Source organism: Saccharopolyspora sp. NPDC049426 (assembly GCF_040676935.1).
GTDB lineage: Bacteria > Actinomycetota > Actinomycetes > Mycobacteriales > Pseudonocardiaceae > Saccharopolyspora.
Genome location: NZ_JBFAPZ010000006.1, coordinates 1 through 24,976 on the forward strand (window position 1 = coordinate 1; position 24,976 = coordinate 24,976).

24 protein-coding genes and 1 pseudogene are annotated in these 24,976 nt (G+C 67.8%); 14 read left to right on the top strand and 11 right to left on the bottom strand.

Translation table 11 applies throughout. The features are described from left to right. Positions 1–130: 130 nt before the first annotated feature. The 4 genes and pseudogenes from AB0J78_RS14080 to AB0J78_RS14095 all read left to right on the top strand — a co-directional run bounded on the left by AB0J78_RS14080 (position 131) and on the right by AB0J78_RS14095 (position 3,051). Positions 131–720, top strand: a pseudogene (locus AB0J78_RS14080) (nucleoside hydrolase). Positions 721–774: 54 nt separating this feature from the next. After that, entirely contained in the window at positions 775–1,785 is a 1,011-nt protein-coding gene (locus tag AB0J78_RS14085) for a hypothetical protein (RefSeq protein ID WP_363789337.1), read from the top strand. Between the two features lie 223 nt (positions 1,786–2,008). Beyond that, positions 2,009–2,647 carry a hypothetical protein gene (locus AB0J78_RS14090; RefSeq protein WP_363789338.1) on the top strand — a complete coding sequence of 213 codons (639 nt, stop codon included), beginning with the start codon at positions 2,009–2,011 and terminating at the stop codon, positions 2,645–2,647. A 62-nt stretch (positions 2,648–2,709) separates the two neighbouring features. Continuing rightward, positions 2,710–3,051: a hypothetical protein gene (locus AB0J78_RS14095; RefSeq protein WP_363789339.1), complete on the top strand. Its 342-nt coding sequence runs from the start codon at positions 2,710–2,712 to the stop codon at positions 3,049–3,051. Positions 3,052–3,087: 36 nt separating this feature from the next. Here the strand turns inward: AB0J78_RS14095 and AB0J78_RS14100 are convergent, their stop codons facing one another. Beyond that, positions 3,088–3,420, bottom strand: coding sequence for a hypothetical protein (locus AB0J78_RS14100; RefSeq protein WP_363789340.1), 333 nt, complete (start codon positions 3,418–3,420; stop codon positions 3,088–3,090). A 121-nt stretch (positions 3,421–3,541) separates the two neighbouring features. Between AB0J78_RS14100 and AB0J78_RS14105 the strand changes: the two genes are divergently transcribed. After that, the gene (locus AB0J78_RS14105) at positions 3,542–3,976 is read left to right on the top strand and encodes a VOC family protein (RefSeq protein ID WP_363789341.1); all 435 of its coding nucleotides are present in this window, start codon (positions 3,542–3,544) and stop codon (positions 3,974–3,976) included. A gap of 5 nt (positions 3,977–3,981) precedes the next feature. Here AB0J78_RS14105 and AB0J78_RS14110 read toward each other — a convergent pair whose 3' ends face one another. From AB0J78_RS14110 to AB0J78_RS14120, 3 genes are read right to left on the bottom strand one after another with little or no spacing between them, the layout of a single operon-like run. Next, positions 3,982–4,482: a putative immunity protein gene (locus tag AB0J78_RS14110; RefSeq protein WP_363789342.1), complete on the bottom strand. Its 501-nt coding sequence runs from the start codon at positions 4,480–4,482 to the stop codon at positions 3,982–3,984. Next, the gene (locus AB0J78_RS14115) at positions 4,479–4,913 is read right to left on the bottom strand and encodes a helix-turn-helix domain-containing protein (protein WP_363789343.1); all 435 of its coding nucleotides are present in this window, start codon (positions 4,911–4,913) and stop codon (positions 4,479–4,481) included. Before AB0J78_RS14115 ends, AB0J78_RS14110 begins: the two co-directional genes overlap by 4 nt. A gap of 44 nt (positions 4,914–4,957) precedes the next feature. Then, positions 4,958–5,611: a helix-turn-helix domain-containing protein gene (locus AB0J78_RS14120; RefSeq protein WP_363789344.1), complete on the bottom strand. Its 654-nt coding sequence runs from the start codon at positions 5,609–5,611 to the stop codon at positions 4,958–4,960. A gap of 124 nt (positions 5,612–5,735) precedes the next feature. On the opposite strand from AB0J78_RS14120, the gene AB0J78_RS14125 reads away from it, so the two are divergent. Next, positions 5,736–8,468: an MMPL family transporter gene (locus AB0J78_RS14125; RefSeq protein ID WP_363789345.1), complete on the top strand. Its 2,733-nt coding sequence runs from the start codon at positions 5,736–5,738 to the stop codon at positions 8,466–8,468. A gap of 5 nt (positions 8,469–8,473) precedes the next feature. Further along, entirely contained in the window at positions 8,474–10,525 is a 2,052-nt protein-coding gene (locus AB0J78_RS14130) for a YhgE/Pip domain-containing protein (protein ID WP_363789346.1), read from the top strand. Between the two features lie 31 nt (positions 10,526–10,556). On the opposite strand, the gene AB0J78_RS14135 is transcribed toward AB0J78_RS14130, so the two are convergent. From AB0J78_RS14135 to AB0J78_RS14145, 3 genes are all read right to left on the bottom strand, one after another. Next, positions 10,557–11,129 (bottom strand): TIGR03086 family metal-binding protein, encoded by a 573-nt coding sequence (locus AB0J78_RS14135; protein ID WP_363789347.1) that lies wholly within the window; start codon positions 11,127–11,129, stop codon positions 10,557–10,559. A gap of 215 nt (positions 11,130–11,344) precedes the next feature. Next, positions 11,345–12,880 carry an aldehyde dehydrogenase family protein gene (locus AB0J78_RS14140; protein WP_363789348.1) on the bottom strand — a complete coding sequence of 512 codons (1,536 nt, stop codon included), beginning with the start codon at positions 12,878–12,880 and terminating at the stop codon, positions 11,345–11,347. Between the two features lie 11 nt (positions 12,881–12,891). Continuing rightward, positions 12,892–14,118, bottom strand: a complete 1,227-nt coding sequence (locus AB0J78_RS14145) for a cytochrome P450 (RefSeq protein WP_363789349.1) — start codon at positions 14,116–14,118, stop codon at positions 12,892–12,894. A 133-nt stretch (positions 14,119–14,251) separates the two neighbouring features. On the opposite strand from AB0J78_RS14145, the gene AB0J78_RS14150 reads away from it, so the two are divergent. The 3 genes from AB0J78_RS14150 to AB0J78_RS14160 all read left to right on the top strand — a co-directional run bounded on the left by AB0J78_RS14150 (position 14,252) and on the right by AB0J78_RS14160 (position 17,893). After that, positions 14,252–14,860 (top strand): helix-turn-helix domain-containing protein, encoded by a 609-nt coding sequence (locus tag AB0J78_RS14150; protein WP_363789350.1) that lies wholly within the window; start codon positions 14,252–14,254, stop codon positions 14,858–14,860. A gap of 134 nt (positions 14,861–14,994) precedes the next feature. Further along, complete coding sequence (locus AB0J78_RS14155; RefSeq protein WP_363789351.1) at positions 14,995–17,028, top strand: EAL domain-containing protein; 2,034 nt, start codon at positions 14,995–14,997, stop codon at positions 17,026–17,028. Positions 17,029–17,407: 379 nt separating this feature from the next. After that, complete coding sequence (locus AB0J78_RS14160; RefSeq protein WP_363789352.1) at positions 17,408–17,893, top strand: hypothetical protein; 486 nt, start codon at positions 17,408–17,410, stop codon at positions 17,891–17,893. On the opposite strand, the gene AB0J78_RS14165 is transcribed toward AB0J78_RS14160, so the two are convergent. Continuing rightward, positions 17,878–18,351, bottom strand: a complete 474-nt coding sequence (locus tag AB0J78_RS14165; protein WP_363789353.1) for a hypothetical protein — start codon at positions 18,349–18,351, stop codon at positions 17,878–17,880. The two genes, AB0J78_RS14160 and AB0J78_RS14165, sit on opposite strands and share 16 nt — an antisense overlap. A gap of 218 nt (positions 18,352–18,569) precedes the next feature. Between AB0J78_RS14165 and AB0J78_RS14170 the strand changes: the two genes are divergently transcribed. Continuing rightward, entirely contained in the window at positions 18,570–19,310 is a 741-nt protein-coding gene (locus AB0J78_RS14170) for a lysophospholipid acyltransferase family protein (protein WP_363789354.1), read from the top strand. A gap of 45 nt (positions 19,311–19,355) precedes the next feature. Here AB0J78_RS14170 and AB0J78_RS14175 read toward each other — a convergent pair whose 3' ends face one another. Beyond that, a complete protein-coding gene (locus AB0J78_RS14175) occupies positions 19,356–19,754 on the bottom strand; it encodes a hypothetical protein (protein ID WP_363789355.1) in 399 nt (132 codons plus the stop codon). A gap of 289 nt (positions 19,755–20,043) precedes the next feature. Between AB0J78_RS14175 and AB0J78_RS14180 the strand changes: the two genes are divergently transcribed. After that, entirely contained in the window at positions 20,044–21,489 is a 1,446-nt protein-coding gene (locus tag AB0J78_RS14180) for an alpha/beta hydrolase (RefSeq protein WP_363789356.1), read from the top strand. A 43-nt stretch (positions 21,490–21,532) separates the two neighbouring features. Here the strand turns inward: AB0J78_RS14180 and AB0J78_RS14185 are convergent, their stop codons facing one another. Continuing rightward, positions 21,533–22,738: a cytochrome P450 gene (locus AB0J78_RS14185; RefSeq protein WP_363789357.1), complete on the bottom strand. Its 1,206-nt coding sequence runs from the start codon at positions 22,736–22,738 to the stop codon at positions 21,533–21,535. A gap of 96 nt (positions 22,739–22,834) precedes the next feature. Between AB0J78_RS14185 and AB0J78_RS14190 the strand changes: the two genes are divergently transcribed. Then, positions 22,835–23,470, top strand: coding sequence for a helix-turn-helix domain-containing protein (locus tag AB0J78_RS14190; RefSeq protein ID WP_363789358.1), 636 nt, complete (start codon positions 22,835–22,837; stop codon positions 23,468–23,470). Positions 23,471–23,723: 253 nt separating this feature from the next. Here the strand turns inward: AB0J78_RS14190 and AB0J78_RS14195 are convergent, their stop codons facing one another. Beyond that, entirely contained in the window at positions 23,724–24,188 is a 465-nt protein-coding gene (locus AB0J78_RS14195) for an Lrp/AsnC family transcriptional regulator (protein WP_363789359.1), read from the bottom strand. A gap of 161 nt (positions 24,189–24,349) precedes the next feature. Between AB0J78_RS14195 and AB0J78_RS14200 the strand changes: the two genes are divergently transcribed. Then, a complete protein-coding gene (locus AB0J78_RS14200) occupies positions 24,350–24,976 on the top strand; it encodes a LysE family translocator (RefSeq protein WP_363789360.1) in 627 nt (208 codons plus the stop codon).

Sequence of the window (24,976 nt, forward strand, 5' to 3'; positions counted from 1 at the left end):
AAACTCGCCGTGCGTTACGAAGCCACCGTGCAGATCGCCACCATCGACATCTGGCTCCGCGACCTCACCAAGATCAATTCCTAAACAGCTCCTAGCCGCGGAATCCCCAGGCGAACTGACGATCGTCTGCATCGGCCCGCTCACCAACATCGCCACAGCCACGGTCAAAGACCCCACCTTCGTCGACAACGTCAAAGCCCTTTACGTGATGGGCGGCAGCAACAACGCCCGCGGAAACATCACAGCCGCAGCAGAATTCAACTTCTACGTCGACCCCGAAGCGGCAAAAGCAGTCTTCGCAGCAGGTTTCAACATCACAGTCATCCCCTGGGCACCGCTCACGTTGGAACAAGCAGTCTTCGACCAAGCACAGCTCGACGCGTCGCCGCCCTGGACACCCCGCTGTCCCGCTTCTTCATACGAGCCTGCGCAGCAACCCTCGACTTCGACCGAAGCGTCGGCATCAACGGAACCACTCACCCGGACTCCCTGGCGGCAGCGGTTTTGCTCCACCCGGAACTGATAACCCGAACCGGTTCCTACCACGTCGACGTGGAGGCAGCCGGAGAGCTGACCCGGGGCTACGCGGCGATGTCCTGGGGAGTTCACGGACTCGAGGTAAATGCGACGGTTGTTGAAGACGTTGATGCGCTGGGTTTCTACGGATATCTCAAGCATCTTGTCGGCAGGATTACGGTAGCCGCACGAACGATTTCGTAAGCGTCAGTCGCCCGGCAGGTTCCACGTGCGAGTGTCACCCAATAGGGTTACGGGATGGGTGCACATGCCGGTTCAGGGGCGGATGTTTCGTATCGGGCGTCGGAGACGCCTTCAGTGATCTCAGGCGGTAGCCATCATCTCCGTGCCTGGCCATGGAATGACGGCGACGTCGTCAGCCGTACAGAGGTACATGCCAAGATCGGTGGATCCGGAACAGGGGGCATCTCCCCATCGAAGACGACGGGCACGCTGCAGCTCTTCACGTCGTTTGGCGGCGAGCAGTTCGGTTACGGGCACGACGGCTGGCGCGATGACGGTTCGTACCACTACACCGGTGCCGGGCAAGTGCGCGATCAGACGATGACAAGACTGAACTGGCACCTTCTTACCAGTACGCGGCGGATTCACATCTTCAAGGAACTTCCCGAACGCAAGGTTTACGAGTACCTAGGCGAATTCGTTCGGGACGAAAATCCGGAACAGGCTTGGTATCGCGACGACGCGACCGATCGCGATGGGGTAATGCGTACGGTCATCATTTTCCGGCTCTGGCCTAAAGGAACAAACCAACCCAAGTTGCTTGAACAACCTGCGTCGCCAGACGATCGAAGCACGTTCAAGAAGGGTCGGCGCGAGCGGCGTCACGCGGACGGTTTTGTCTCGGCTACAGCAGAGGGGCAACGAGAGGCGAAGCGACGTGAAGCTCAGCTGGTCGAGGAATACGAGACATGGCTGGTCGAGCAGGGACATGAGGTCGCTGGTGGTCAGATCGAACGTTCCGGAGGGCGCTCGTCACTTCATCCCGACCTTTACGACGTTGATGCAGACGAGCTGGTTGAGGCCAAGGCGACGGCAAGTCGTCCGGACGTCCGGCTGGCGCTCGGGCAGATTCTGGACTACGCGCGATACGCCCCGGAGAAGAGGCTCGCCGTCTTGACGCCGGTAAGGCCCGAGGGCGACATGGTCGAGCTGTTGCTGAGCTACGGCGTCAGTTTGGCTTATCGGGATGAGGCGGGGTTTGAGCGGGTAGAGGCCGTACGCCGTGGCCTTCCGGTAGCTACGTAAGCCCGGTTCGTGGGCACTCCAGTCGAGTGGGCACGAAGAATTTCTCCATGTCGTTGCCCATACGGTTTGACGTGTGGGAGTAGTAAGGACGGGCGTTTGGTCCTCCGTCAGCAGCAACGGGATTGCTTGAACAGAGGTTGATGATCTTTCTTTCCGGTCATACTCGTCGCCAGTGCGATAGACGGTATCGCCGTTCGCTGAATGCCACCAACGAGAGAATGACGTGTCCAACGGGCTTCCACAGAAACCTGACGCCATAACCGGCGAGCCGCGCCCGCCGCGTGCGCCGTTGCCGCGTGATTGGCGGAAACCGGAGGAGAACTCCAAGCGAGCACTGTCGAAGGTGCCGCATCCTCCGGACGGTTCGGGGCCCATCCTCGAGTCGTTCCATCCCACCATCGCGAGCAGCTACACCCTGGGGTTCTGGATCTCGCTGGTCATGTTCGGCCTGATGACACTGCAGGATTTCGGATTCTGGTGGGTTTACGTCTGGTGGTTGTGGCTCTTCGTCGTGCCCTGGCCGTTCTTCTTCGTGCTGAAACGCAGCAGGATCAGGATCTCGGCGGGCGCTCACTGGCTCATGTACGGCAATAGCGGGCTGGTCAGGACTTATGAACTCACCAAGATCAGCCTCGACGGTGCGGGTTGGGACGCGGTACTCGAAATCGAGGATCGCGCGGGTAAGCGGATCAGGGCTCCGCTGCGGAGGTTTCAGTACAACCGCGAGCTGTGGGATCTGGTTTATCTGGGACTTCTCCACTCGGTCCAGGCCGGCACAGCCAGGAGCAACGTGGGAGCCAACGCTCACCTCGATCTGAAGGTCCCGGCGAACGATCGAGAGTGGGAATACCCAGAGCACTGATGGTGGCTGGTTGGTCGGAGCGGCCAAGAGCCTTTTGGCTACGGGGACGGGGGTCTGGGTGCATGACCGATGAACGCGACGACGCCGATATTCAGCAGGAACCGGGGCGGGCTGCTGGGGGTGTTCTTGGTGGTCTGGTGCTGGTCTTCAGCGTGTGGCCGTGGATTTTGTACTTGCGGTCTGCGTGGGCTGGGTTCGATCCGCACGAGGTGGGGTCCGAGGTCACTGAGTTTCAGTTGGTGAAGCTCTTCCTCGGCATCTGGATCTTCATGTGGTTGGCGGGGCTTGCGATCGTTCTGCTGTCGATCGGGGAGCGGTTTCTCCGCTCGATGCTGCAGTTGGTCGGTCTGACCGTTGTCATGGCGGTGGTGTCGTCCATTGCCTACTTCGTGGGCCGGATCTAGCTCAACGGGGTTGTGCGCAGAGGCGTTCTACGGGATTCAGGGGTTGGACTCGATGGTGTCCAGGAGTGCTCGGACTGCTTCGACGCGCTCCAGGAAGGTCTCGCCTAGGACCTTGTGAACCTGCGCCTCCCACCAGCTCTCGCCCAGGGCGGAGAAGAGATCGGCGGCTTGCCGTATGTAGTGGCTTCCCGCGTCGAATTCGCCGTGGAAGTGGTGTGCTTCGCCCAGGTGGAACAGCAGCCGTGCTCGGGCGGGATCGTCCCCCTGCGCTTCTGCGGCTCGTAGCCCGTCAGTGCTGCTCGCGTGGAACTCGTCGATCAGTCCCCGAAGCTTGAACGGGTAGGCGGCTATGTGCGCCAGCCAGAGCACGTGACATCCCGAGCGTCGAGCCCGACCGCGTTGGCGACACTGCGGGATGGTGGCCAAGCGCGGCGAGAGTTTCGGCTGGAAATGCGCTCGTTTTTGCGCGTGGTGTCGCTACGCTGGGGTGATGGGGTCGGTCAAGCAGGTTCAGATCACGTTCGATTGCGCGGAGCCGGAGCGGGTGGCTCGGTTCTGGTGCGAGGTTCTGGGGTACGTGGTGCCGCCTCCGCCGCCGGGGTTCGAGTCCTGGGGTGAGTTCGATCGGTCTCTGCCCGCTGAGCAGCAGGGTTCGGCCTTCGCCTGCGTTGATCCCTCGGGTGTGGGGCCTCGGTTGTTCTTCCAGCGGGTTCCTGAGGGCAAGGTCGTCAAGAACCGGGTGCACCTCGATGTGCGGGTCGGGACGGGGCTCGTGGGGGAGGAGCGGCTCGCTGCTCTGGAGGCCGAGTGCGCACGTCTCGAAGAGCTCGGGGCCACCCGAGGCACGCTCCTGGTCGCCGACGGGTTCAACGAGTCTTGTCAGGTGATGCAGGACGTCGAGGGCAACGAGTTCTGCCTCGACTGAGCCTGTCAGTCGAAGACCGACCAGCAGGTCTCGTTGCGCCGCTGCTGGTCTTCCAGGACGAGCGCGCGGATCGGGTCGGGGAGTTGGGCGCGTTGCCAGCGGCATTCCTCGCGCCCGGCCGCCTCGTCCTCGGCTGCGCGGACGGCCTTGATCGCGTAGGCGGCCGCGCCGAGGTCGTGCTCTGCGACGTGCGCCACCACCGCGGCCTGGCCTGCGGCGAACGCCGCGAAGCGCGGTGCTCCGGACAGCGGGCGTGCCGCCGCCATCGCGTGTCCGCCCGCTGAGCGGGAATCCCACATCCGGATCTCACCGCGCGTCCATGCGCGGATCTGCTCGATCGCCTGGCGCGGGCGTGGATCGCCTGGTTCGGTCTGCTCGAACAGGTGCAGGACGTGCTCGGCGCAGTCGGCGGCCCATCGCGCCAGCAGGTGGTGATCGGAGTCCGTGAGCGTTCCTCCGCGCCGGACGGTGATCAGGCGCGGGTCGCGGACCTCCGGCAGGATCACGGGTTCTCCGTCGTGAACAGGCCGCTTTCGCTGTTGAGGACCGAGTCGAGGAGTTGCAGGACCTCGGCTGTTTCGGCCATCTCGCCGATGACGATGATCTTGAGGCGTTTGCGGTCCTCGTCGTGGATGGTTTGCACGCGCAGGGTGCGGTCGGCGCCCACGCCCGCGAGGACGAGGGTGCCGAGGCGGTCTGCGGCTGAGCGGTCGACGCCGTCGATCTGGACGATGCTGGAGACCTCCACCGCGCCGGCGGTGTGGGCGGGTTCGGTCGGTCTGCCGGTGAGCTGTTCGAGGTCGGTCCGGGAGATCCGGTACTGCTTGCCGATGCGGACGGCGTTGAGCCTGCCCGAGCGGATGTAGCTGCGAACCGTGCGCACGTGCAGGCCGAGGAGTGCCGCGACCTGCTCAACCGAGTACATATCTTCCTGCATCGGATCTCATTTTAGGTCATGAAGAGGAATGATGCGGCAACGCGTCACGTGGGATCGCCGGGTTCGATGAACGACTGGACCATCCTCGGGAAGATCTGCGTGAAGAGCGGTTTCGACGTCGACGAGGCGCCGGTGAACGCCGCGTGCTCCAGCTGGGCCTCGTAGACCGAGGTCAGCGCGCGGACGGCGTCGCGGGTATCGACGACCAGGCGCAGGTTCAGCCTGTCCAGGGCCTCGTGCAGCAGCTCGGCGATCGAGTCCGTGAGGTGCTCCAGGGACTCACCGGCGCGCTTGCGCAGGTGCGGGTGGCGCAGTGCGTGCGCGCGGAACTCGGTGACCAGCATGTACCAGTTCTGGTCGGCGATCAGCGACTCCGCGCAGGCCGTGCCCACCTTGACGATCGCGTCGTGCAGCGACTCCCGGTCGGCGATGCCCTCGACGAGCACGTCGTCGACGATCGCCCGCGTCTTCTGGATGCGCAGGCTCATCTCCTCCTCGTACACCGCGAGGAACAGGTCCTCCTTGGTGTCGAAGTTCGAGTAGAAGGCGCCGCGGCTGAAGCCTGCGGTCTCGCAGATCAGCTCCACGGGCGTGTCGCGAATGCTGTGCTCGGAGAACACCTCGCGTGCTGCGTCGATCAGGCGTCGACGTGTCTGCGCCCGTCGCCGAGTTTCGCGTTGGCGCGGCTGGTCGGTCATGACCGGGATTCTCCTGCTTGGTGTTTCGCCTCACAGTTGCCTGCGGGCACGAGCTACGTGGATCTCGGGAAATATACAGTCTGTATCGCATACACCGTGTATCGAAATACCGGGAGTGTTCCCCTTGTCTTCGTTGCTTTACCGGCTGGGGCGGGCAGTGGTCCGCGGTCGAGCCTGGGTGCTGGTCGCGTGGTTAGCCCTGCTCGCGGTGCTCGGAACCGGTGCCGCGCTGTTCCAACAGGGCATGGAGACCGAACTCGCGATCCCCGGATCCGAGTCGCAGGACACGCTGGACCACCTCAACAACGTTTTCCCCCAGATGAGTGGCTCCAGCGCTCAGCTCGTGGCCACCATGCCGCCCGGCCAGCGCATCGACTCGCCGCAAGGGCGTGAGGCCCTCGACGCCGTGATCCACCGCGTCGAGGCCCAGGAGGGCGTGACGGCGGTGATGAACCCGCTGTCGGACATGGTCAAGAACCAGGTCACGCCCGACGGCGACACCGCGCTGATCACGGTGCAGCTCAGCTACGCGGCGACCTCCGTGCCGGATTCGGTCAAGAACGACCTCCTCGCCGAAGCCGACACCCTCGAACGCCAGCTCGGCACCGGCAGCGACGTCCACGCGGGCGGCTCGATCTTCGCCGTCAACATGCCCGCCGTCGGCGCCACCGAAGCGGTCGGCGTGATCGTGGCGCTGCTCGTGCTGCTGCTGATGCTGCGCTCGCTGGTCGGCGCCGTGATGCCGCTGATCACCGCGCTGGTCGGCGTCGGCGTGTCGATGACGATCGTGCTGCTGTCGACCGCCTTCGTCACGGTGTCCTCGGCCGCGCCGATGCTCGGCCTGATGCTCGGGCTCGCCGTCGGAATCGACTACTCGCTCTTCATCGTCTCGCGCCATCGAGAACAACTCGGCGCTGGACTCGACGTCCCCGAATCGATCGCGCGCTCGGTGGCCACCGCCGGATCCGCGGTGATCTTCGCCGGCGTCACCGTGATCATCGCGCTGCTGGCGCTGGCCGTTCCCGGCATCCCGTTCCTGACCGTCATGGGCATCCTCGCCGGCGTGTCGATCGCCGTCGGCGTCGCCGCTTCGCTGACCGTCATCCCCGCGCTGCTCAGCTTCGCCGGAGAGCGGCTGCGGCCCAAGCGCGCCCGCGTCAAGCGCACCACCCGCCTGCGCACGCGCACCAAGTTCAGCCTGCGCTGGGTCCGCGCGGTCACCAAGGCTCCGCTGCTGACGATCGTGATCGTCATCGCCGCGCTGGGAATCTGCACGCTCCCCGCCGCTGACCTGCGGCTCTCGGTGCCCGACGCCGGAGCGCAGGCCGTGGGGACCCCGGCGCGCGACACCTACGACGCCGTCGCCGAGCAGTTCGGCCCCGGCTACAACGCGCCGCTGATCGTCACCACCGACGTCATCGGCACCAAGGACCCGCTCGGCCAGGTCAACGGCATGGCCGACGAGATCCGCGCGCTGCCCGGCGTCGCCGCGGTCCCGATGGCCACCCCGAACGAGACGATCGACACCGGCATCATCCAGGTCATCCCCACCTCCGGCGGTGAGTCGCAGGAGACCGAGGACCTGGTGCACCGGCTGCGCGACCTCAGCCCGCACTTCGAGCAGACCTACGGCGCCGGCATCGCCGTCACCGGCATGACCGCCATCGGCATCGACCTGTCGGAGAAGCTCAGCGACGCGCTGCTGCCCTTCGGCGTCATCGTCGTCGGGCTGACGTTGGTGCTGCTGGCCATGGTGTTCCGGTCGGTGTGGGTGCCGATCAAGGCGGCCTTGGGCTACCTGCTGTCGGTCGGTGCGACCTTCGGCGCCACGGCGTTCGTGTTCAACCAGGGCCACCTCGCCGAGCAGCTCAACATCACCCACGTGGGCGGCGTGATCAGCTTCCTGCCGCTGCTGCTGATGGCGATCCTGTTCGGCCTGGCCATGGACTACGAGGTGTTCCTCGTGTCCCGGATGCGCGAGGACTACACGCACAACCGCGACGCCAAGCGCGCCATCGAAGCCGGGTTCTCCAACGTCTCGCCGGTCGTGGTGGCCGCCGCGGTCATCATGATCTCGGTGTTCGCCGCGTTCGTCCCGCACGGTGACTCCAACATCAAGCCCATCGCCTTCGGGCTCGCCGTCGGCGTGTTCGTCGACGCCTTCATCGTGCGCATGACGCTCGTGCCCGCGGTGATGGCGCTGCTCGGCGACCGGGCCTGGTGGCTGCCGAAGTGGCTGTCGCGCAAGCTTCCCGCTCTCGACGTCGAAGGCGAAGCGCTGGAGCACGAGATCCGGCTCGCCAACTGGCCCGGCAACGACGAGGTCGTCAGCGCGCGCGGGTTCGGCGTGCACGACGACCGCGACGAGCCGGTCTTCGAAGGCGTGCGGATCGCGCTGCGGCCCGGCGGAGTGCTGGCGGTGCACGGCGATGACGACGACCTGTCCTCGGCGATGCTGCACGCGCTCGGCGGACGGCTCAGCGGGGTGCGCGGCGACGTGCGAGTGATGGGCCTGCTGCTGCCGCAGCGCGCCCGCGCCGTGCGGTCCGCCACAGCGCTGGTGCGCTGCCGCGAGAGCGTTGCGCCCGCCGCCGAGATCGCCTCGGCCCTGGCCGACGGCGTGCGGCTGGTGCTCATCGACGAGCTCGACGCCGTCGCCGACACCGAACAGCGCCGCGAGATCGCCCGGCTGCTCGCGCAAGCGTCCACATCGGACGGTGAGCCGGTGGCCTTCGTGGTCACCCACCAGAACCCGAGCCTGGTCTCCGGCCTGCTGCCGGAACACCGGCTGAGCACGATGCGGCTTTCCACGCGGCCGGACGCCCCCGCGTTCGCCGGCCGCCTCCTGGAGGTGTGAGGGACATGCTGAACCCGTTCACGCACGCGAGCAGGCGCGCAGGCGGCTCGGTCGGCTGGCGCACCTGGACCGGCTTGGTGCTCGTGCCGGTGCTCATCGTCGGAGTCCTGGCCTGGGCCTTCTGGGCGCCGATGTCCGAGCACGGCGCCGCCAAGGTCGCGGTGGTCAACAACGACGAACCCGCCACCATCAACGGGCAGATGGCCCCGCTCGGCCGCGAGATGGCCGCGAAGCTGGTCAACAACACCGAGTCCGGCTACTCGTGGGAGATGACCGACACCGACGACGCCGACGAAGGTCTCAGCGAAGGCCGCTACTCGGCCGCGGTCATCATCCCGCCGCGGTTCTCGCAGAACGCCGCCTCGGTCATGACCGGTGAACCCCTCGACGCCACCCGCGCCGGCATCCAGGTCAAGACGTCCCCGGCCGCCGCACCCGCCGACGCCGCCGCGGTGTCGGCCGCGGCCCGGCAGAGCGTGTCGGTGTTCAACAAGCAGATCCTGGAGCAGCTGCTCGACGGCTTCTACGGAGGCTTCACGCAGATGCACGACCAGCTCGGCACGGCCGCCGACGGCGCCAACAAGCTCGCCGACGGCAGCGGGCAGCTCGCCGACGGCATCGGCCAGCTGTCCACCGGGGTCGGTCAGCTGACCGGCGGAACCGGGCAGCTCGCCGACGGCGGCAACCAGCTCGCGGACGGAACCGGGCAGCTCGCGGGCGGTGTCTCGCAGCTCTCCGGCGGTCTCACCCAGCTGCATCAGCAGATCCAGCAGATGCCGGCGCAGACCCAGCAGCTGGCCGACGGCGCGAAGCAGGTCGCGGCCGGGAACCGGCAGATGGCCAACACCTTCACGCCGCTCGCCGATCAGATCCTGACCGTCACCGACCAGATCCCGACCGAGTCCAGCACCCTCGCCAACCTGCAGAAGCTCCTCGCGCAGTGCCCGCCGGAAGGGACCACGGTCGACGTGTGCGCCGGGTTGCGCGCCGAGGTCGACCGGCTGAGCCGGCAGGAGGGTGCGCTGGACTCCATCAAGGAGCGGATCCAGAAGCCGGCGCGCGACATGCGCGACGGCATGCAGGGTCTGGCCTACGGCTCCGAGCAGGTCGCGCAGGGCAACCAGATGCTCGCCGACAAGTCCGGTGAACTCGTCGCCGGTGTCGGTCAGCTCGCCCAAGGCGGGCAGCAGCTCGACGGCGGTGCGCATCAGCTCGCCGGGGGAGCGCGGCAGCTCGCCGACGGGCTCAACCAGTTCAACGGGGCATCGCAGCAGCTCGGCACGGGTGTGCAGGCGCTGGCCGACGGCAGCAGGCAGGTCGCCGACGGCAACCGCCAGTTCGCCGACCAGATGGCTCCGGCGGGCGACAAGCTCCCCAGCTACTCCGACGACGAGCGCGCGCACCTCAAGACCGTGGCCGCGAGCCCGGCCGCGCTGGAGACGAGCCTGCCCGGGTTCGGCAAGTCGCTGATCGCGCTGCTGGTGGCCATCGCGTTCTGGACCGCTGCGATGGGCGTCTACGCGGTGACCAGGGCGGTTCCGCCGGATGCGTCGACCTCGCGCCGCTCCACCTGGCGGTTGGTGCTCGGCTCGGTGGTGCCCGGTGTCGCGGTGGGTGGAATCGGTGCGGTGCTGGTGAGCGCGGTGCTCGCGCCGTTTCTGGGACTCGGTTTCGGCGGTTGGCTGGCCTTCACCGCGGTGACCTCGCTGGCGGCGCTGGCGTTCGTGGTGGTCAACCAGGCGCTGGTGGCGGTGTTCGGCAGCATCGGGCGGATCATCTCGATCGCGGTGCTGGTGCTGGCCGCCGCGACGGGCGTGGTGTCGACCGTGCCCGGCTTCCTCCGCGACGTCAGCGCGGTGCTGCCGACGCAGGGTGCGGTGCAGGCGCTTTCGGCGATCGTCACCGGCAGCGGCGGTGCTCTCGGCGGGGTGCTGCAGCTCGTCGCCTGGCTCGTGGCCGGTGGCCTGGTGTTCGCCCTGGCGGTGGACCGGGCTCGTGTCGTCCCGTCGCGCCAGTTCCGCCGACGTCCCTCGCCCGGACCGCGTCCGGCCTGGTGAGACTGACCGCTACGACCCCCGTTCGGTGCGCTCAGGGGTGCCAGCGGGGGTCGCGGCCGGTCTTCGCGACGATCTTGTCGAGCAGCAGGGCGTCCTCCGGCATCGCGACCTCCTCGGCGTAGGCGCCCATTTCCCGGCCCTTGGCCGCAGTTCTGGTGACCTCGGCAAGGGTCTGGCCGAGGGTATCGGTGTCCCAGGTGGCCTCGGTGTCCGTCGCGCGGGAGAGGTCCCAGGAGTGGACCGTGTGCTCGATGGTGATCAGGTGACCCACCAGCTCGGACGGGTAGGTCGTCGGGCCGCCCATGTGGGTTCGGCCCGTCCAGGCGTCCGGTGCCTCCCAGGCGCGCGAGGTGCGGTCGAGCTGGGAGAGCAGCGCCTTCGCCCAGTCACCGCCCGTGCGGTCGACGGCCTCGGCAGGCGGAGCGACGCGCTCACCGCGGGCCGCCGCCTCGAAGGACGGTCCCCAGTGCAGCAGGTGGTTGATCAGCGCCCGCACGTCGAACTCCGCGCACGGAGTCGGCGCCGACAGCTGCGCTGGTGAGATCCCGGCGACGACCTGCTTGAGCGTCGCCGCGGCCTGGACCAGGTGCTGAGCTCCGGACATGCCGCCCACCCAACCATCACCGGCCCGACACCGCCGGTCCGGACGAGCAGTTCGCCGTCCCTCCCGGCCCAGCGTCGGTCACCCGGATTACTGCCGTTTTCGGTGTCCGGATTACGGCGGTAATCCGGTCGGTCACCCGGAATACCGCCGTAATCGGGCGACGGAATACCGCCGTATTCGGATCACCCCTGACACCGGGGCACCTCTGGGCTGGATCAGGAGAGGAATTTGCGGAGGAGCTTGTTGCCGAAGCCGTAGCGGATGAGGCCGTCGAGGTTCCGGATGGTGTCGGCGTTGTAGGGGTACCAGATGCTCTCCTTCTTCGAGGAGAAGCGGCTGAGCAGGATCGGCTGCGGGTGGGTGAACCCGCGCAGCGACTGCAGGCCGTTGACCTGGCCGACACCGCTGTTCTTGCGCCCGCCGAAGGGCGCCTCCGGGACGCCGTAGATGACCGCGGCGTCGTTGTGCACCACCGATCCCGTGTTGAGCCGGCCCGCGATGCGCTCGGCCTTGGCCTTGTCCTGGGTGAAGACGCTGCCGCCGAGCCCGTACTGGCAGTCGTTGGCCATGCGGACGGCTTCCTCCTCGTCGCGGACCCGCATCACGGTGGCGACCGGACCGAAGGTCTCCTCGGTCATCAGCTCCATCTCGTGGTTGGCGTCGACGACCACGGTGGGCTGGAAGAACAGTCCCTCGCCGTCGGCGGGGGAGCCGCCGACCAGCACCTGCGCGCCCTTCTTCTTCGCGTCCTCCAGGTGCCTGCTGACCACGTCGACCTGCCGGTCGAAGAACAGCGGGCCCACGTCGCCGTCCTCGGAGCCGTAGCGCAGGTCGATGACCTTCTCCCGGAGGAGCCGGATGAACTCCTCGGCGACCGACTCCACGACGTAGATCCGCTCGACGCTCAGGCACACCTGGCCGGTGTTGAACATCGACAGGTACGCCGCGCCGGCTGCGGCGCGTTCCAGGTCGGCGTCGGCGCAGACGATCATCGCGTCCTTGCCGCCGAGCTCCAGGGTGTAGGGCGTGAGCTTCTTCGCGCAGGCCGAGGCGATGCTGCGTCCGGTGGTGACGCTGCCGGTGAAGGAGATCTTGTCGACGTCGCCGTCGACCAGGGCCGCACCGGTTTCGCCGTCGCCGTGCACCACCTGCACCACGTCTTCGGGCACGCCCGCCTCGTGCAGCACCTTCACCGCGAGCTCACCGGAGCGCGGGGTGACCTCGGAAGGCTTGAGCACCACCGAGTTCCCCGCCAGCAGCGCCTGCACGACCGGGTTCAGCGACAGCACGAAGGGCGCGTTCCACGGCGTGATCACCCCGACCACGCCGAGCGGCTGGTACCGGATGCGCAGCTTCTTCATCGGCGCCAGGTACCCGTGCAGCCTGCGCTTCTCGTCGCGCAGGTCCTTGGTGGCGCGCTTGCACCAGAAGTTGACGAAGTCGCAGGCGGGCACGATCTCGATGGCCAGTGCTTCGACGCGGGGCTTGCCGGTCTCGGCGCGCACCTGGTCGACGATCTCGTCGCGCCGCCGGACCAGCACGTCGACCGCGTTGCGCAGGATGCGGGCGCGTTCGGCGACCGGGCGCGCCGCCCAGTCCTGCTGGGCCTTGCGGGCGCGTTCGACCGCCGCGTCGACCTCGGCCTTGGTGCTGATCTCCAGGTCGCCGAGGTGGTGGCGGTCCACGGGGCTGTCCAGGCGGATGCGACGCCGCCCGTCCTCCGCGGTCGCCTGCGGCTGCACGATAGCCATGGGGATTCCTTCTACTCGTAGCTGACTTGCCAGTGCTTGATGCCGTTGATGAAGCTGGATCGAAGCCGCTCGGGCTCGGCGACCTGCCGGATGTTCGGCAGCACGTCGGCGATCGCGTTGAAGATCAGGTCCAGTTGCAGGCGGGCGAGGTTCGCGCCGACGCAGTAGTGCGCTCCGGTCCCTCCGAAACCCAAGTGCGGGTTGGGGTCTCGCAGCACGTCGAAGCGGAACGGGTCGTCGAAGACGTCCTCGTCGAAGTTCGCCGAGCTGTAGAACAGCGCGACCCGCTCGCCCCGGCGGATCAGCTGGCCGCTGACCTCGACGTCCTCGGTGGTGGTGCGCTGGAACGAGGTGACCGGTGTGGCCCAGCGGACGATCTCGTCGGGTGCGGTGGACGGCCGCCGCTCGCGGTAGATCTCCCACTGCTCGGGGTTGTCGACGAAGGCCTTCATGCCGTGCGTGGTGGCGTTGCGGGTCGTCTCGTTGCCCGCGACCGACAGCAGGATCACGAAGAACCCGAACTCGTCGGAGCTCAGCGACTGCCCGTCGACGTCGGCGGTGACCAGCTTGGACACGATGTCGTCCATCGGGCAGGCGCGCTTGGTCTCGGCCATGGTCATCGCGTAGCCGAGCACTTCGGCGGCCGCGGCGACCGGGTCGCCGAACTCGGGGTCGTCGAAGTTGAGCATCTGGTTGGACCAGTCGAAGAGGCTCTTGCGGTCCTCCTGCGGCACGCCCAGCAGTTCCGCGATGGCCTGCAGCGGGAGTTCGCAGGCGACCTGCTCGACGAAGTCGCCGCCGCCCTGCTCGCGCGCGTCGCGCACGATGGCCTCTGCGCGTTCGGTCAGCGCCGCCCGCAGGTTCTCCACGGCGCGCGGGGTGAACCCCTTGTTGATGATGCCGCGGATCTTGGTGTGCTTCGGCGGATCCATGTTGATCAGCATCGTGCGGATCGCCTCGAACGCTTCCGGCGTGGTGTAGCCGGGGAACCGGATGATCGCGTTGTTGGCCTCGGACGAGTAGAGCTTGGGGTCGCGGGAGATCTCCCGGATGTCGGCGTGCTTGCTGATCACCCAGAAGCCGCCGTCGTCGTAGGGCGCGTCCATGCCGTCGGTCTGCGCGTTCCACCAGACCGGCGCCGTCTGGCGCAGCGAGGTGAACTCCTCGACCGGGGTCCGTCGGGCCCACAGTTCTGGATCGGAGAAGTCGAGTCCGGCCGGGATCGTCGGGTCAGGCATCGTTGCCTCCTCGCGGATCGCGGGGTTGATCGCGGTCCGGCTTGCCGAAGCGCGTCATACAGACATACCGTAGATGTATGATTGTCAGGAGGCAATGGGCAGCGTCGCGGGTCCGCTCGGCCATACTTGAGCCATGAAACGACCGGCGTGGAACGGCGCGCCGCCGCGTGACGGCGAGGAGGCCAAGGCCCGCATCATCGACGCGGCGATGCGGTGCATCGACCGGCACGGGCCGGGCAAGACGAGCCTCTCGGACGTCGCCGCCGAGCTGGGCGTCATCCGCCAGACCGTCTACCGCTACTTCCCGAGCACCGAGGAGCTGTTCATCGCGGTCGGGTTCGCCGCGCTCAACACCTTCTTGGAACGACTCGTCGCCCACCTCGCCGGACGCCGCGATCCCGCCGACGTCGTGGTCGAGGCCATGGCCTACGCCATCGAGCACGTGCCCAAAGACCCTTATCTGGGGCTCTTCCTGGATCTCGGTCGTCCGGAAGCGTTCTCGCGCGGAGCCACGTCGGTCCGCGCCTTCGACGCCTGCAGGCTCGCGTTCGCCCGCACCGACGTCGACTGGGACGAGCTGGGCTTCTCCGGCGACGAGCTCACCGAACTGCTGGAGTTCCTGCTGCGCGTGCTCCTGTCGTTCGCCAACGACCCGCTGCCGGGGCGAGACGGAGCCGATCTGCGCGCGTTCCTGCACCGCTGGGTGACCCCGGCGATCTTGGCCCCGACGCCGGCGCCGTAGGCCCTGCGCCGGAGGGGCGGGGCCGCTCAGGCCCTCCCACCTGCGCCGTTGACCAGAAAAATCAAGCGCACAGCAGTTGCGTGGTCTGGTCTCGGGACCGTACGTTGCGGACACGCCGAGGGACGGGACCAGTTATGGACCACGAGAAGCGTGAGCCATGGGCGGTGCACGTCGGTGCGCAGAAGATCCTCGCGGCCGAGGACATGCGGGACTACGCGATCTTCGCCCTGGACCCAGAGGGCCACGTGGCCAGTTGGAACCCGGGCGCGGCCCGGCTAGGGGGCTACGACTCGCACGAGGTCATCGGACGCCATTTCTCGCTGTTCTACCCACCTGAGCAGATCGCCGCGGACTACCCGGACTGGGAGTTGCGGCAGGCCGCCGAGAACGCGTTCTACATCGACAGGGGCTGGCGCATCCGGAAGGACGGCAGCCGGTACTGGGCGCACGTGGTGATCGCCGCGCAGCGCACTCCCGATGGCGCGCTCGACGGGTTCATCAAGGTGGTGCGCAACGAGACCGCGTCCGCCGCCCGGGTCGAGCGCACCAAGCGCAGGATGGCCGACCTGTTCGAGCTCGCGCCCGCGGGCATCGCGCTGCTCGACGACGACGGTCGCTTCGTCGATGCCAACGGCGCGTTCTGCGACCTGCTCGGTTACCGGCTCGACGAGTTGATCGGGCGCCGTGACGTCGAGTTCCTCGACCCCACCGACTCCGGGGGCGGTCTGGTCGGCGGTCTCACCCGCTCCTCCGGTGAACTGCTGGTCCCGCACCGGGTGCTGGCCCGATCGGACGGCTCTGCCGTGCCCTGCCAGGTGCACGCCGCCGCGTCCGTCCGCGACGACGGCGGCCGCAGCTGGCTGGTCACCTTCCACGACATCACCGAGCAGCTCGCCCGCGCCATGACCCTGCGCTACCAGGCCACCCACGACGAGCTCACCGGGCTGCTGAACCGCCGGGGTTTTCAGGAGCGGCTCGCCGAGCTGCTGCCGCCGGACAAGCCAGGCAGCATCGCGGTGCTGTTCTGCGACCTGCACAACTTCAAGCGGGTGAACGACGCCCTCGGCCACGAAGCCGGTGATGAACTCCTGTCCGCGGTCGCCGAACGCCTGCTCGCCGGGCTGCCCCCGCGCTGCGAGGTGGCCCGCTTCTACGGCGACGAGTTCGTGATCCTGCTGCGCGACCTCGAGGGGAGCCACGATCTGGACTCCGTCGTCAACAGCGTCGCGGAGCTGTTCCGGATGACCGTTCCGCTGCGCAGCAGGCAGGTTCAGGTCTCGGCGTCGATCGGCGTGAAGGTGGTCGAAGACAGCGGCACCGAGGTCGTGGCGCTGCTGCGCTCCGCGGAGTCGGCGATGCTCGACGCCCGGGTGCGCGGCCAGTCGCGGTCGGGAATCGACCACGACCAGCTCACGCTGGAGCAGCACCTGCGCGAGGCCATCGCCCGCGACGAGCTCGACCTGCACTACCAGCCCGTCATCGACAACGACGACAACGTCGTGATCGCCGAGGCGCTGCTGCGATGGCACCACCCGGACCTGGGGCCGCTCACACCGGACGTGGTGCTCGCGGTGGCCTCGCGCGGCGGGATGCTCGCCGATCTCGACACGTGCGTGCTGCGCATCGCCCTGCGCGAGTCGATGAACTGGAAGCGCGGTGACGGCGTTCCGGTGAAGGTGGCGGTGAACCTCTCCGGACTCCGCCCCGAGCAGCCCGGTTTCGCCGACATCGTGCGCTCTGCGATCCGCGAAACCGGTGCCGAGCCCAGCGATCTGGTGCTGGAGATGGTGGAAACGGTGTTCGCACAGCTCGAACCGGAGCAGCGCCAGGAGATGAACGACCTGGTCGCCGATGGAGTGCAGTTCGCGGTCGACGACTTCGGCACCGGCTACTCGTCGTTGTCGGTGCTCAAGGAGCTGCCGACGCAGATCATCAAGCTGGACCGCATGTTCGTCTGCGGCGTCGGAACCGACCCCGATGACCTGGGCATCGCCCGCGCCATGACCGAACTCGCCCGCACGCTGGGCCGCATGTGCATCGCCGAGGGCGTGGAGACCTCCACGCAGCACCAGCTGCTGCGCGCGGTCTCCGTCGACGCCTACCAGGGCTACTACTTCTCCCGGCCGATTCCGCCCGAGGAGTTCCGCGCCTACCTCGCGGGCAGCTGAGGGTCGTTCACCACGGCGTCGGTGCCGGACATCCCGATGTCGGCACCGACGCCGTGCCCACCCCCTCAGAGTGGTCTCGGTGAACGCGCGCCGACGCCGGGCATCCCCACGACCGACGCCAGCGCGCGTCCTCCCCCTCGCAGCGGCTCATCCCAGCTGGAGAAACATCCTCACGTGGAAGTGTCTATCCAGAAGCTTTCTTCTCTGACGTTTTCTTCGCGGAAAGATATCTCCTGGGAAGAATCGTCGCAAGATCCCAGGGCGCCGCCTGCGACGCAGGTCACCTCGCGGAGGCGGGAGCAAGATCATCGGTGAGCTGCGAGGGAGGCAGGACTTTGGCCCGTGGTGAGCGGTGGCGTCGCTGCTCATGCTGGATCTCGTGAACCTGGGGGCAGTCCGAATCTTGTGCTGCGCGGCGCTGATCGCGGCCGCGAGCGGGTGCACGATCAACATCGTGCCGCCGGGCTCCTCGCCGCCCGCTCCGCCACCACCGGCTCCCGCGCAGTCGACGACGGTCAACGCGCCCGGCGTGGTCGAGCAGCACGAGCCGGTGCGCAACACCCACGACTGCGGAGAGCTCCAGAACTCGGGGATGGACTTCACCGAGGTCGTCGGCCACTGGTACGGCCTCGGATCACCGTCGGACATGGACGACGACGCCGACGGTATTCCCTGCGAAACCGTCTACGGCGAGAAGAACGCCCCCGCTGCTGGGCGGACGGGCACCCACGGCTGCGCGACGCTGCTATCCCAGGGCCTGACCTTCGCCGAGGTCACCGGCTACTGGTACTCCCTCGGCGCGCCCTCGGACATGGACGACGACTCGGACGGCATCCCCTGCGAAACCGTCTACAGGGAGCTCTGAGGCCAGATCGTCAGCTCGTCGCTGCACTCCTCGATGTCGGCTGCCTTCTCCTGGTGCGTCAGGCATTCGCGGACCGGGATGTTCTTGGCCGTGTCCGGGAAGCGCCCGTCGATGGAGACCGACTGGTTCGCGCCGTCGGTATTGGCCACGCGTAGAAATTCCTTGCCATCCACGGTGAAGATGAGCAGCACGCCCTTGTCATCGTCGCCTTTGTCCTGCAAAACCCCGGTCACGTTGCGCCTCCCGTCAGCGTGCGTGACGTCGCCGTGAGCGGAGACGCTGCCGACCGCGTTGGGAGCCTTGTTGCTGTGCCACGGGACCGGCTTCTCCGGGGCGAGCCAGGGTTGGATCACGAAGTACTCCAAGAGCAGCGCGATCACGCCGCCGCCTGCGGCGATCGCGAGGCCTGTGAGGACCTTCCTGCCCGGTCGATCGCTCTGCTGAGTCCTGTCATGCATGACGCGTGCCTCCGGAACGGGAACCCCAGGAAGATCAAGTCCTGGCAAGGGTCCCGTGAAGCACCGGGCCGTGGAAGCGAAATGCGGCGGCCGCACCCGTATGGCGGATCTTGGTCGGACGGGGTTCGCACCAATGGAGGCACGTTCTCTGCCTCGGGAAATGTGACTGTGGACGCACGGGTGGTCCGCGCGAACCTACGGGTGCGTAACCTGCTCAAATGGCTGAAATCGTCTATCCGCCCGTCATCCTGGCGGCGAAGGCCATGTTCCGCGTGCTGGACAACCGGCTGCGTGTGACAGGCACCGAGCACATCCCGCGCACCGGCGGCGCGGTGATCGCCTGCAACCACGTCAGCTACCTCGACTTCATCTTCTGCGGGCTCGGCGCGCAGCCCGCCAAGCGGCTGGTGCGCTTCATGGCCAAGAAGGAAGTCTTCGACAACAAGATCGCCGGGCCGCTGATGCGCGGAATGCACCACATCCCGGTCGACCGCGCGGCGGGACGGGACTCCTACGACGAGGCGGTGCGAAGGCTGCGCGCGGGCGAGGTCGTCGGCGTGTTCCCGGAGGCGACCATCAGCCGATCGTTCACCGTCAAGCCCATCAAGTCGGGCGCGGTCCGGATGGCCGCCGAAGCAGGTGTCCCGGTCGTGCCGATGTCGTTGTGGGGCACGCACCGGTTGTGGACGAAGGGCAGGCCGAAGACGCTCACCAAGCGCCACGTGCCGATCCACATCCACGCGGGCGAGCCGTTCTGGCCCACCCCGCAGGACGACCCGGAGGTGCTCACCGAAGACCTCCGCAAGCGCATGTCGGTGATCCTCGACGAACTGCAGGCCGGTTACCCCGAGCAGCCCGCTGACGCCGACGAGCGCTGGTGGCTCCCCGCGCACCTCGGCGGCACCGCCCCCACCCCCGAAGAGGCAGCTGTCCTCGACAGCCGGCCCAAGGGGGACTAGTCGCCCGGCCGGTCGCCGAGCGAATCGGCGACCGGCCGGTGCTCATCAGATCGAGTAGTCCACGTTGGCCATGTGGGCGTTCCCGCTGCGCACCCGGACCTCGACCATCGACGCGGTGTTCTTGGGCCACTTGATCTCGCCCGTGCCGAGGGTTCCGCACCCCACCGACTGCCACTTGTCGGGGTTCTTCGCCTTGCTCATCCGCGCCGCGACGCACGCGTACTGGTTGGTGCTCTCCTGCACGTTCCAGGTGATCCGCAGCTTGCCGTCCCAGCCGCTGGCCGGGCTGGTGTAGGAGCACTCCTTCGAGATCGGCCCCCACTTGCCCGGGAACCCGCTCGTCCGGCTCTTGCAGGTCGCGGCCGACGCCGGAGCGGCGAAGAAACTCGCCGACAACACCGACAACAGAGCGGTCATCATCAACGCGGTAGCGGTCTTCCTCATCTGAGCACACTCGCTTTCGGTGAAGGTCGAATTGAGCCCGGCGGCCGGGCGAAACCGGAGAACCGCCGCTGGATTCGACACTGTCCAGCGAGGAGAAGACCAGCAACCGGAACCCGTTGTTCGCGGCCACAAGCCTTTGTCCACGGCCAATTCAGGTGGGCGTCCGCGCAGGTCAGCGGTGCCCATGTGTGCTCGCGGAGCTCGGAATTCTCTGATTCGCGTTGACCATGCCCCGAGGGCAGGCGCTCGAATGCTCTTCGCACTCGAATCGCGAGGAGATGGGGCGACGATGAAGCGAAGGCGCGCAGCGGTGCTGGCGGTGATGATCGGCCTGACGAGCTCGGTGGTCACACCGACCGCGGTGGCGGAGGAGGGGCCGGCGTGGGGTCCGTGCCCGGCGGACGTGAAGACGGAGACGGTCGTGCTGGAGTGCACCACGATCCCCGTCCCGCTGGACCACGCCAACCCCGACGGCGAGCGCATCGAGCTCTTGGTGTCGCGACTGGCCAGCACCAACCCGGCCAAGCGACGGGGAGTGCTGATGCTCAACCCCGGTGGTCCGGGCGGATCCGGCCTGGCGTTCCCGGACTTCCTGGCATCGCGCGGAATGCCAGCCGACGTCCTTGAGAGCTACGACCTGATCGGCGTGGACACCCGAGGCATCGGCCACTCGGCACCGGTGAGCTGCGGATTCACCAGCGAGCAGGGCTACCTGGGCAACATCCCGCCGTACGCGGTCGACGACGCGGCGGTCCTCGCGCAGGCCGAGTCGGCCAAGCGGGTCGCCGAGCAGTGCGCCGCGCACGACACCGACGGCCGGATGCGGCACCTCTCGACGGCGAACATGGCGCGCGACCTCGACCGGATCCGCGCCGCGCTCGGCGAGGAGAAGGCGAGCTTCCTCGGCTACTCCTACGGATCGGCGCTCGGCGCCGCGTACGCGTCGATGTTCCCCGAGCGGTCCGACCGGATCGTGGTCGACAGCAACATCGGCGACACCCACCTCGACCACGGCGGTCTGCGCAGGTACGCCCTCGGTTTCGAGGAGACCTTCCCGGACTTCGCGCAGTGGGCGGCAGAGCGGCACGAGACCTACGGCCTGGGGCGCACGCCCGAGGAGGTGCGCGAGACGTACTTCCGGCTCGCCGAACGGCTCGACGCGGCGCCGGTCAACGGCATCGACGGGCGCCTGTTCCGGCTCGCCACCTTCGCCGGCCTGTACGGGAAGACGAAGTACGGGCTCACCGCGCAGGCGTGGCAATCGGTGAGCAACGGCGGCGAGACACCGGAGCCGACCGCAGCCGAAGCAGCTCCGACGGACAACCAGTGGTCGGTCTTCCTGGCGGTGACCTGCAACGACTTCGACTGGTCCGGGGACGTGCAGACCTACCGGCGCGCCGTCGCCGAGGACCGCGAGCGCTACCCGATGTACGGCGCTGCGAGCGCGAACATCAGCCCGTGCGCCTTCTGGGACGCTCCGGCCGAGCCGCCCGTCGCTGTCGACGACAAGGGCCCGGAGAACGTGCTGGTGCTGCAGAACCTCCGCGACCCGGTGACCCCGCACCGAGGCGGCGAACTCCTCGACGAGAAGTTCGGCGACAGGTCCCGGCTGGTCAGCGTCGAAGGCAGCGGCCACGGCGTCTACGTGCTCGGTGACAACGCCTGCGCCCTCAACACCACGACGAACTTCCTGGTCGACGGGGAGCTCCCGGAGCAGGACACCTCCTGCCGATGACCCGCGGTGGTGGCGGTTCCGCCCGGAACCGCCACCACGTCGACTACCAGGTCACGGGCAGGGAGGTGACTCCGCCGGTGATGGTCGGACGAACCTCCAGCTCGTCCATCTCCCGGGCCAGGCGCAGGTCGGGGAGGCGCTGCGCGAGGGTTTCGAAGACGATCCGCAGTTCGGTGCGGGCGAGGCTGGCGCCGATGCAGAAGTGCGCGCCGTGCCCGAAGCCCAGGTGGGTGCGCTCCTCGCGGTCCGGGTCGAAGGCTTCCGCGTCGGCGTAGGCGGTCTCGTCGCGGTTGGCCGCGTTGACCGACAGGATGACGGCCTCGCCGCGGCGGATCGTCACGTCGCCGATCTCGACATCGGTGTGCGCGTAGCGCAGCAGCCCGAGATCACCCGGGGCGCCCAGCCGCATGATCTCCTCGACCGTGCGGTTGACCCGGCCCGACGGGTCGGCGGTCAGCGCCTTCCAGTGCTCGGGCTGGGTCAGCAGGAACAGCACGCCGAGGCCGATGCGGTTGACGGTGGTCTCGTGGCCGGCGAACAGCAGCCCGACGCACAGCCGGATCATCTCGCCGTAGTCGTAGGTCTCGTCTTCGTCCTGGGCGCGCACCAGGTCCGAGATGACGTCCTCGCCCAGGTCATCGCGCTTGGACTCGGCCAGCCCGGTCATGTAGGAGTTGAACTCCTCGCGCGCCCGGTGGGGATCGTCGTCGGCGGCCAGCGTCGCCATCCGGCTCGACAGCGAGTGGAAGTGCTCGCGGTCGCTCTCCGGCACGCCGAGCAGCTGGCAGATGACCGCGACCGGCAGCGGGAACGCCAGCCCCGAGTGCAGGTCGACGACGTCACCGGATTCGCGCTCGGCGATCAGCTGGTCGAGGTAGCCGTTGACCAGCTCCTGCACGTGGTCGGTCAGCATCCGCATCCGCTTGGCGGAGAAGGCGGGAGTCAGCAGCCGGCGCATGCGCGCGTGGTCGGCCTCTTCGGTCTCGTAGTTGCCCGTCGGGCCGTCCTGCACCGCGGCGGTCGACACCCGCGACGCCCGCTCGGGTTCGGGGTGGGAGCGCCCGAACCGCTTGTCGCTCAGCAGCGTCCGCACTTCGTCGTACCGGGTGACCAGCCACGCAGGGTCGCCCGCCGGGGTGGTGACCGGAGCGACGGGCGCTTCGCGGCGCAGCACCTCGTACAGCGGAGCGAGGTCGAGGACGTTCGGCCTCGGGAGGGGAAGTTGCAGGCGCTCGGCGACTGAGCTCATGGGTCTCCTCGATGCATTAACTGGCAGTCACTGACAATAATGTTGGGCGGATTAGGGTGTGTCAACACGAACCCGGCCGGCCTGAGGGAGCTCTCAGTGGTCGAACGACCCCGCCGCGGCCGCCCGCCGGCGAGTGACCAGCAAAGACAGCAGCAGCGACTCGACATCTCCCGCCACGCGGTGCGGTTGTTCCGCGAACACGGGGTGGCGGCGACCTCGGGCGAGCAGATCGCGCGCGCCGCCGGGATCTCCGAGCGCACCCTGTGGCGCTGGTTCCACAGCAAGGAGAGCTGCGTCGAGCCGCTGCTGTCGAAGTCCATCGACGCCTTCGGGGCGGTGCTGCGCACCTGGCCACCCGAGCTCGAACTCGCCGAGCACCTGCGCGCCGCCTACACGCCGGTGCCCGACGCGGGCGACGACATCGAAGCGGTCCTGGCGGTCATCCGCATGACCCACGACGAACCAGCGCTGCGCGCCCTCTACCTGGTGCTCCGCGAACGCGCCGAACCCGCCTTCGCCGAAGTCCTGGCCGACCGCATGGGCCTCCCGGCCGACTCCCTCGAAGTCCGCATGCAGGCAGCGGCCACGAGCGCGGCCCTCCGCGAGGCCACCGACGACCTCGTCGCCACGGCCACCTCCGACGGCATCCCGCAGCCGGTCCTCCAGGAGCACCGCGAGCACGTCGCCGACGCCCTCCGCCGCCTCACCCACCCACCGGCGCCGTCGGGCTGACAGTCCCAGCGGCTGAACTGCCGGTCCTGCTTCGGGGAGATCTCGCTGCCGGCCTTCATGCGCGCACGGATCCGGCGAGGAACGAGGCCGCTTGCTGCCGGGCGGTCGGCTCCCGCATCGCCCGGAGCCAACCTCTACCCGGACGGAGGAGAGAACCAACTCTGAACCGGAGCAGGCGTCGGGTCGGCCACTCCGTGACCGGGCGAGGCCTGCGCGAGGTGTCTGCGAGCGGGACCTCCATCAGAGGCGTGCACTAGCAGTCGGCGCGAGGATTGATCGTTTTCGGTTCGTAGGTCCGCAGGACGAGCGAGGTGTTGACGGGCCCGAAGCGAGCGATGCTGTCGACGACTGCCTCCAGACGTTCGGCGTTGGCGGCGTGCACGTCGAGGAGGAAGCAGTCCTCGCCGGTGAGCCGGTAGATGTTGATGACCTCGGGCAGTTGGGCGAAGTGGTCGAGGCACGCGGAGATGCGCGCGTGGGTCGTGCGGAGCCGAACGGTGGCGTGGATGTTCATCCCGAGCCGCGCCGGGTCGACCACCGCTCGGTAACCGGTGATCACCCCGGACTGTTCCAGGCGCTTGATCCGCGCCGACGCGGCCGGCTGGGAGAGATTGACCCGCCGGCCGATCTCGGTGACCCCGAGGCGTCCTTCGGTCTGCAAGATGGCCAGGATTTCATGATCGACCGAGTCGAATGAATTCAAGGTCTCGCTGGTCATCTGCTTTCCATCCATCTGCACAAGCCCCCCTCAGGCGATCAATCGAACATCATCATGCGCGTCAAAGTCCATCGCCCGGCCCTGCGACGAGGCAGTCCGAAGCGATGCGCCAGGTGACTGGGCGCAGCCCCAGGGATGTAGCGCGAGGGGAAGATCTCACGTTGAACTCGAGTCCCTTTCTGGTCTTCGCGGGTCTGGCGCTCGTGGTCGTGTTGACGCCCGGCGCGGACACGATCCTCGTTCTGCGGATGAGCAGTGCACACGGCGCCCGCACCGGAATTGCCACCGCCCTCGGGGTGGTCACCGGGCCCGTGATTTGGGGAGCGCTCTCCGGGGTGGGAGTGGCCTTGATCGTCACCCGGAACGCGGCGCTTGCCTTGCTGGGTGCGGCGTACCTGCTGCATCTCGCGGTGGGATGCTTCCGATCGGCGGCGGCCGCCGCGACCTCGATCGAGGCGGGTCTGGAACCCCGTGCGATCCGACCGCGAAACGCGTACGTCACGGGCCTGTTGACGAATCTGCTCAACCCGAAGATCGGGGTCTTCTACCTGGCCGTCATGCCGGGATTGTTCCTGGGGCAGCACCTGGATCTGTGGATCGGCGGTTCGCTGGGACTGATCCAGGCCTGCATCGGACTCGCGTTCTTGAGCTGCGCGGCCTGGTTCGCGACGCGCAGCCGTCGGTTCCTGACCGGGCCCATGTCCGGCGTTCTGATGGAAACCGTGGCCGGGCTGTGCCTTCTGGCCTTCTCCCTCTGCACCGCCTGGTCAGTACTTCGGGAAAGTTAG

Bases quoted from the DNA above. Each gene is read 5' to 3' on its own strand.
- AB0J78_RS14115 (WP_363789343.1), bottom strand. From the start codon at position 4,913: ATGCAGGAAGATATGTACTCGGTTGAGCAGGTCGCGGCACTCCTCGGC.
- AB0J78_RS14170 (WP_363789354.1), top strand. From the start codon at position 18,570: ATGGCTGAAATCGTCTATCCGCCCGTCATCCTGGCGGCGAAGGCCATG.
- AB0J78_RS14140 (WP_363789348.1), bottom strand. From the start codon at position 12,880: ATGGCTATCGTGCAGCCGCAGGCGACCGCGGAGGACGGGCGGCGTCGC.
- AB0J78_RS14155 (WP_363789351.1), top strand. From the start codon at position 14,995: ATGGACCACGAGAAGCGTGAGCCATGGGCGGTGCACGTCGGTGCGCAG.
- AB0J78_RS14150 (WP_363789350.1), top strand. From the start codon at position 14,252: ATGAAACGACCGGCGTGGAACGGCGCGCCGCCGCGTGACGGCGAGGAG.
- AB0J78_RS14185 (WP_363789357.1), bottom strand. From the start codon at position 22,738: ATGAGCTCAGTCGCCGAGCGCCTGCAACTTCCCCTCCCGAGGCCGAAC.
- AB0J78_RS14180 (WP_363789356.1), top strand. From the start codon at position 20,044: ATGAAGCGAAGGCGCGCAGCGGTGCTGGCGGTGATGATCGGCCTGACG.
- AB0J78_RS14165 (WP_363789353.1), bottom strand. From the start codon at position 18,351: ATGCATGACAGGACTCAGCAGAGCGATCGACCGGGCAGGAAGGTCCTC.
- AB0J78_RS14130 (WP_363789346.1), top strand. From the start codon at position 8,474: ATGCTGAACCCGTTCACGCACGCGAGCAGGCGCGCAGGCGGCTCGGTC.
- AB0J78_RS14195 (WP_363789359.1), bottom strand. From the start codon at position 24,188: ATGACCAGCGAGACCTTGAATTCATTCGACTCGGTCGATCATGAAATC.
- AB0J78_RS14175 (WP_363789355.1), bottom strand. From the start codon at position 19,754: ATGAGGAAGACCGCTACCGCGTTGATGATGACCGCTCTGTTGTCGGTG.
- AB0J78_RS14105 (WP_363789341.1), top strand. From the start codon at position 3,542: ATGGGGTCGGTCAAGCAGGTTCAGATCACGTTCGATTGCGCGGAGCCG.
- AB0J78_RS14135 (WP_363789347.1), bottom strand. From the start codon at position 11,129: ATGTCCGGAGCTCAGCACCTGGTCCAGGCCGCGGCGACGCTCAAGCAG.
- AB0J78_RS14120 (WP_363789344.1), bottom strand. From the start codon at position 5,611: ATGACCGACCAGCCGCGCCAACGCGAAACTCGGCGACGGGCGCAGACA.
- AB0J78_RS14145 (WP_363789349.1), bottom strand. From the start codon at position 14,118: ATGCCTGACCCGACGATCCCGGCCGGACTCGACTTCTCCGATCCAGAA.
- AB0J78_RS14085 (WP_363789337.1), top strand. From the start codon at position 775: ATGGGTGCACATGCCGGTTCAGGGGCGGATGTTTCGTATCGGGCGTCG.
- AB0J78_RS14095 (WP_363789339.1), top strand. From the start codon at position 2,710: ATGACCGATGAACGCGACGACGCCGATATTCAGCAGGAACCGGGGCGG.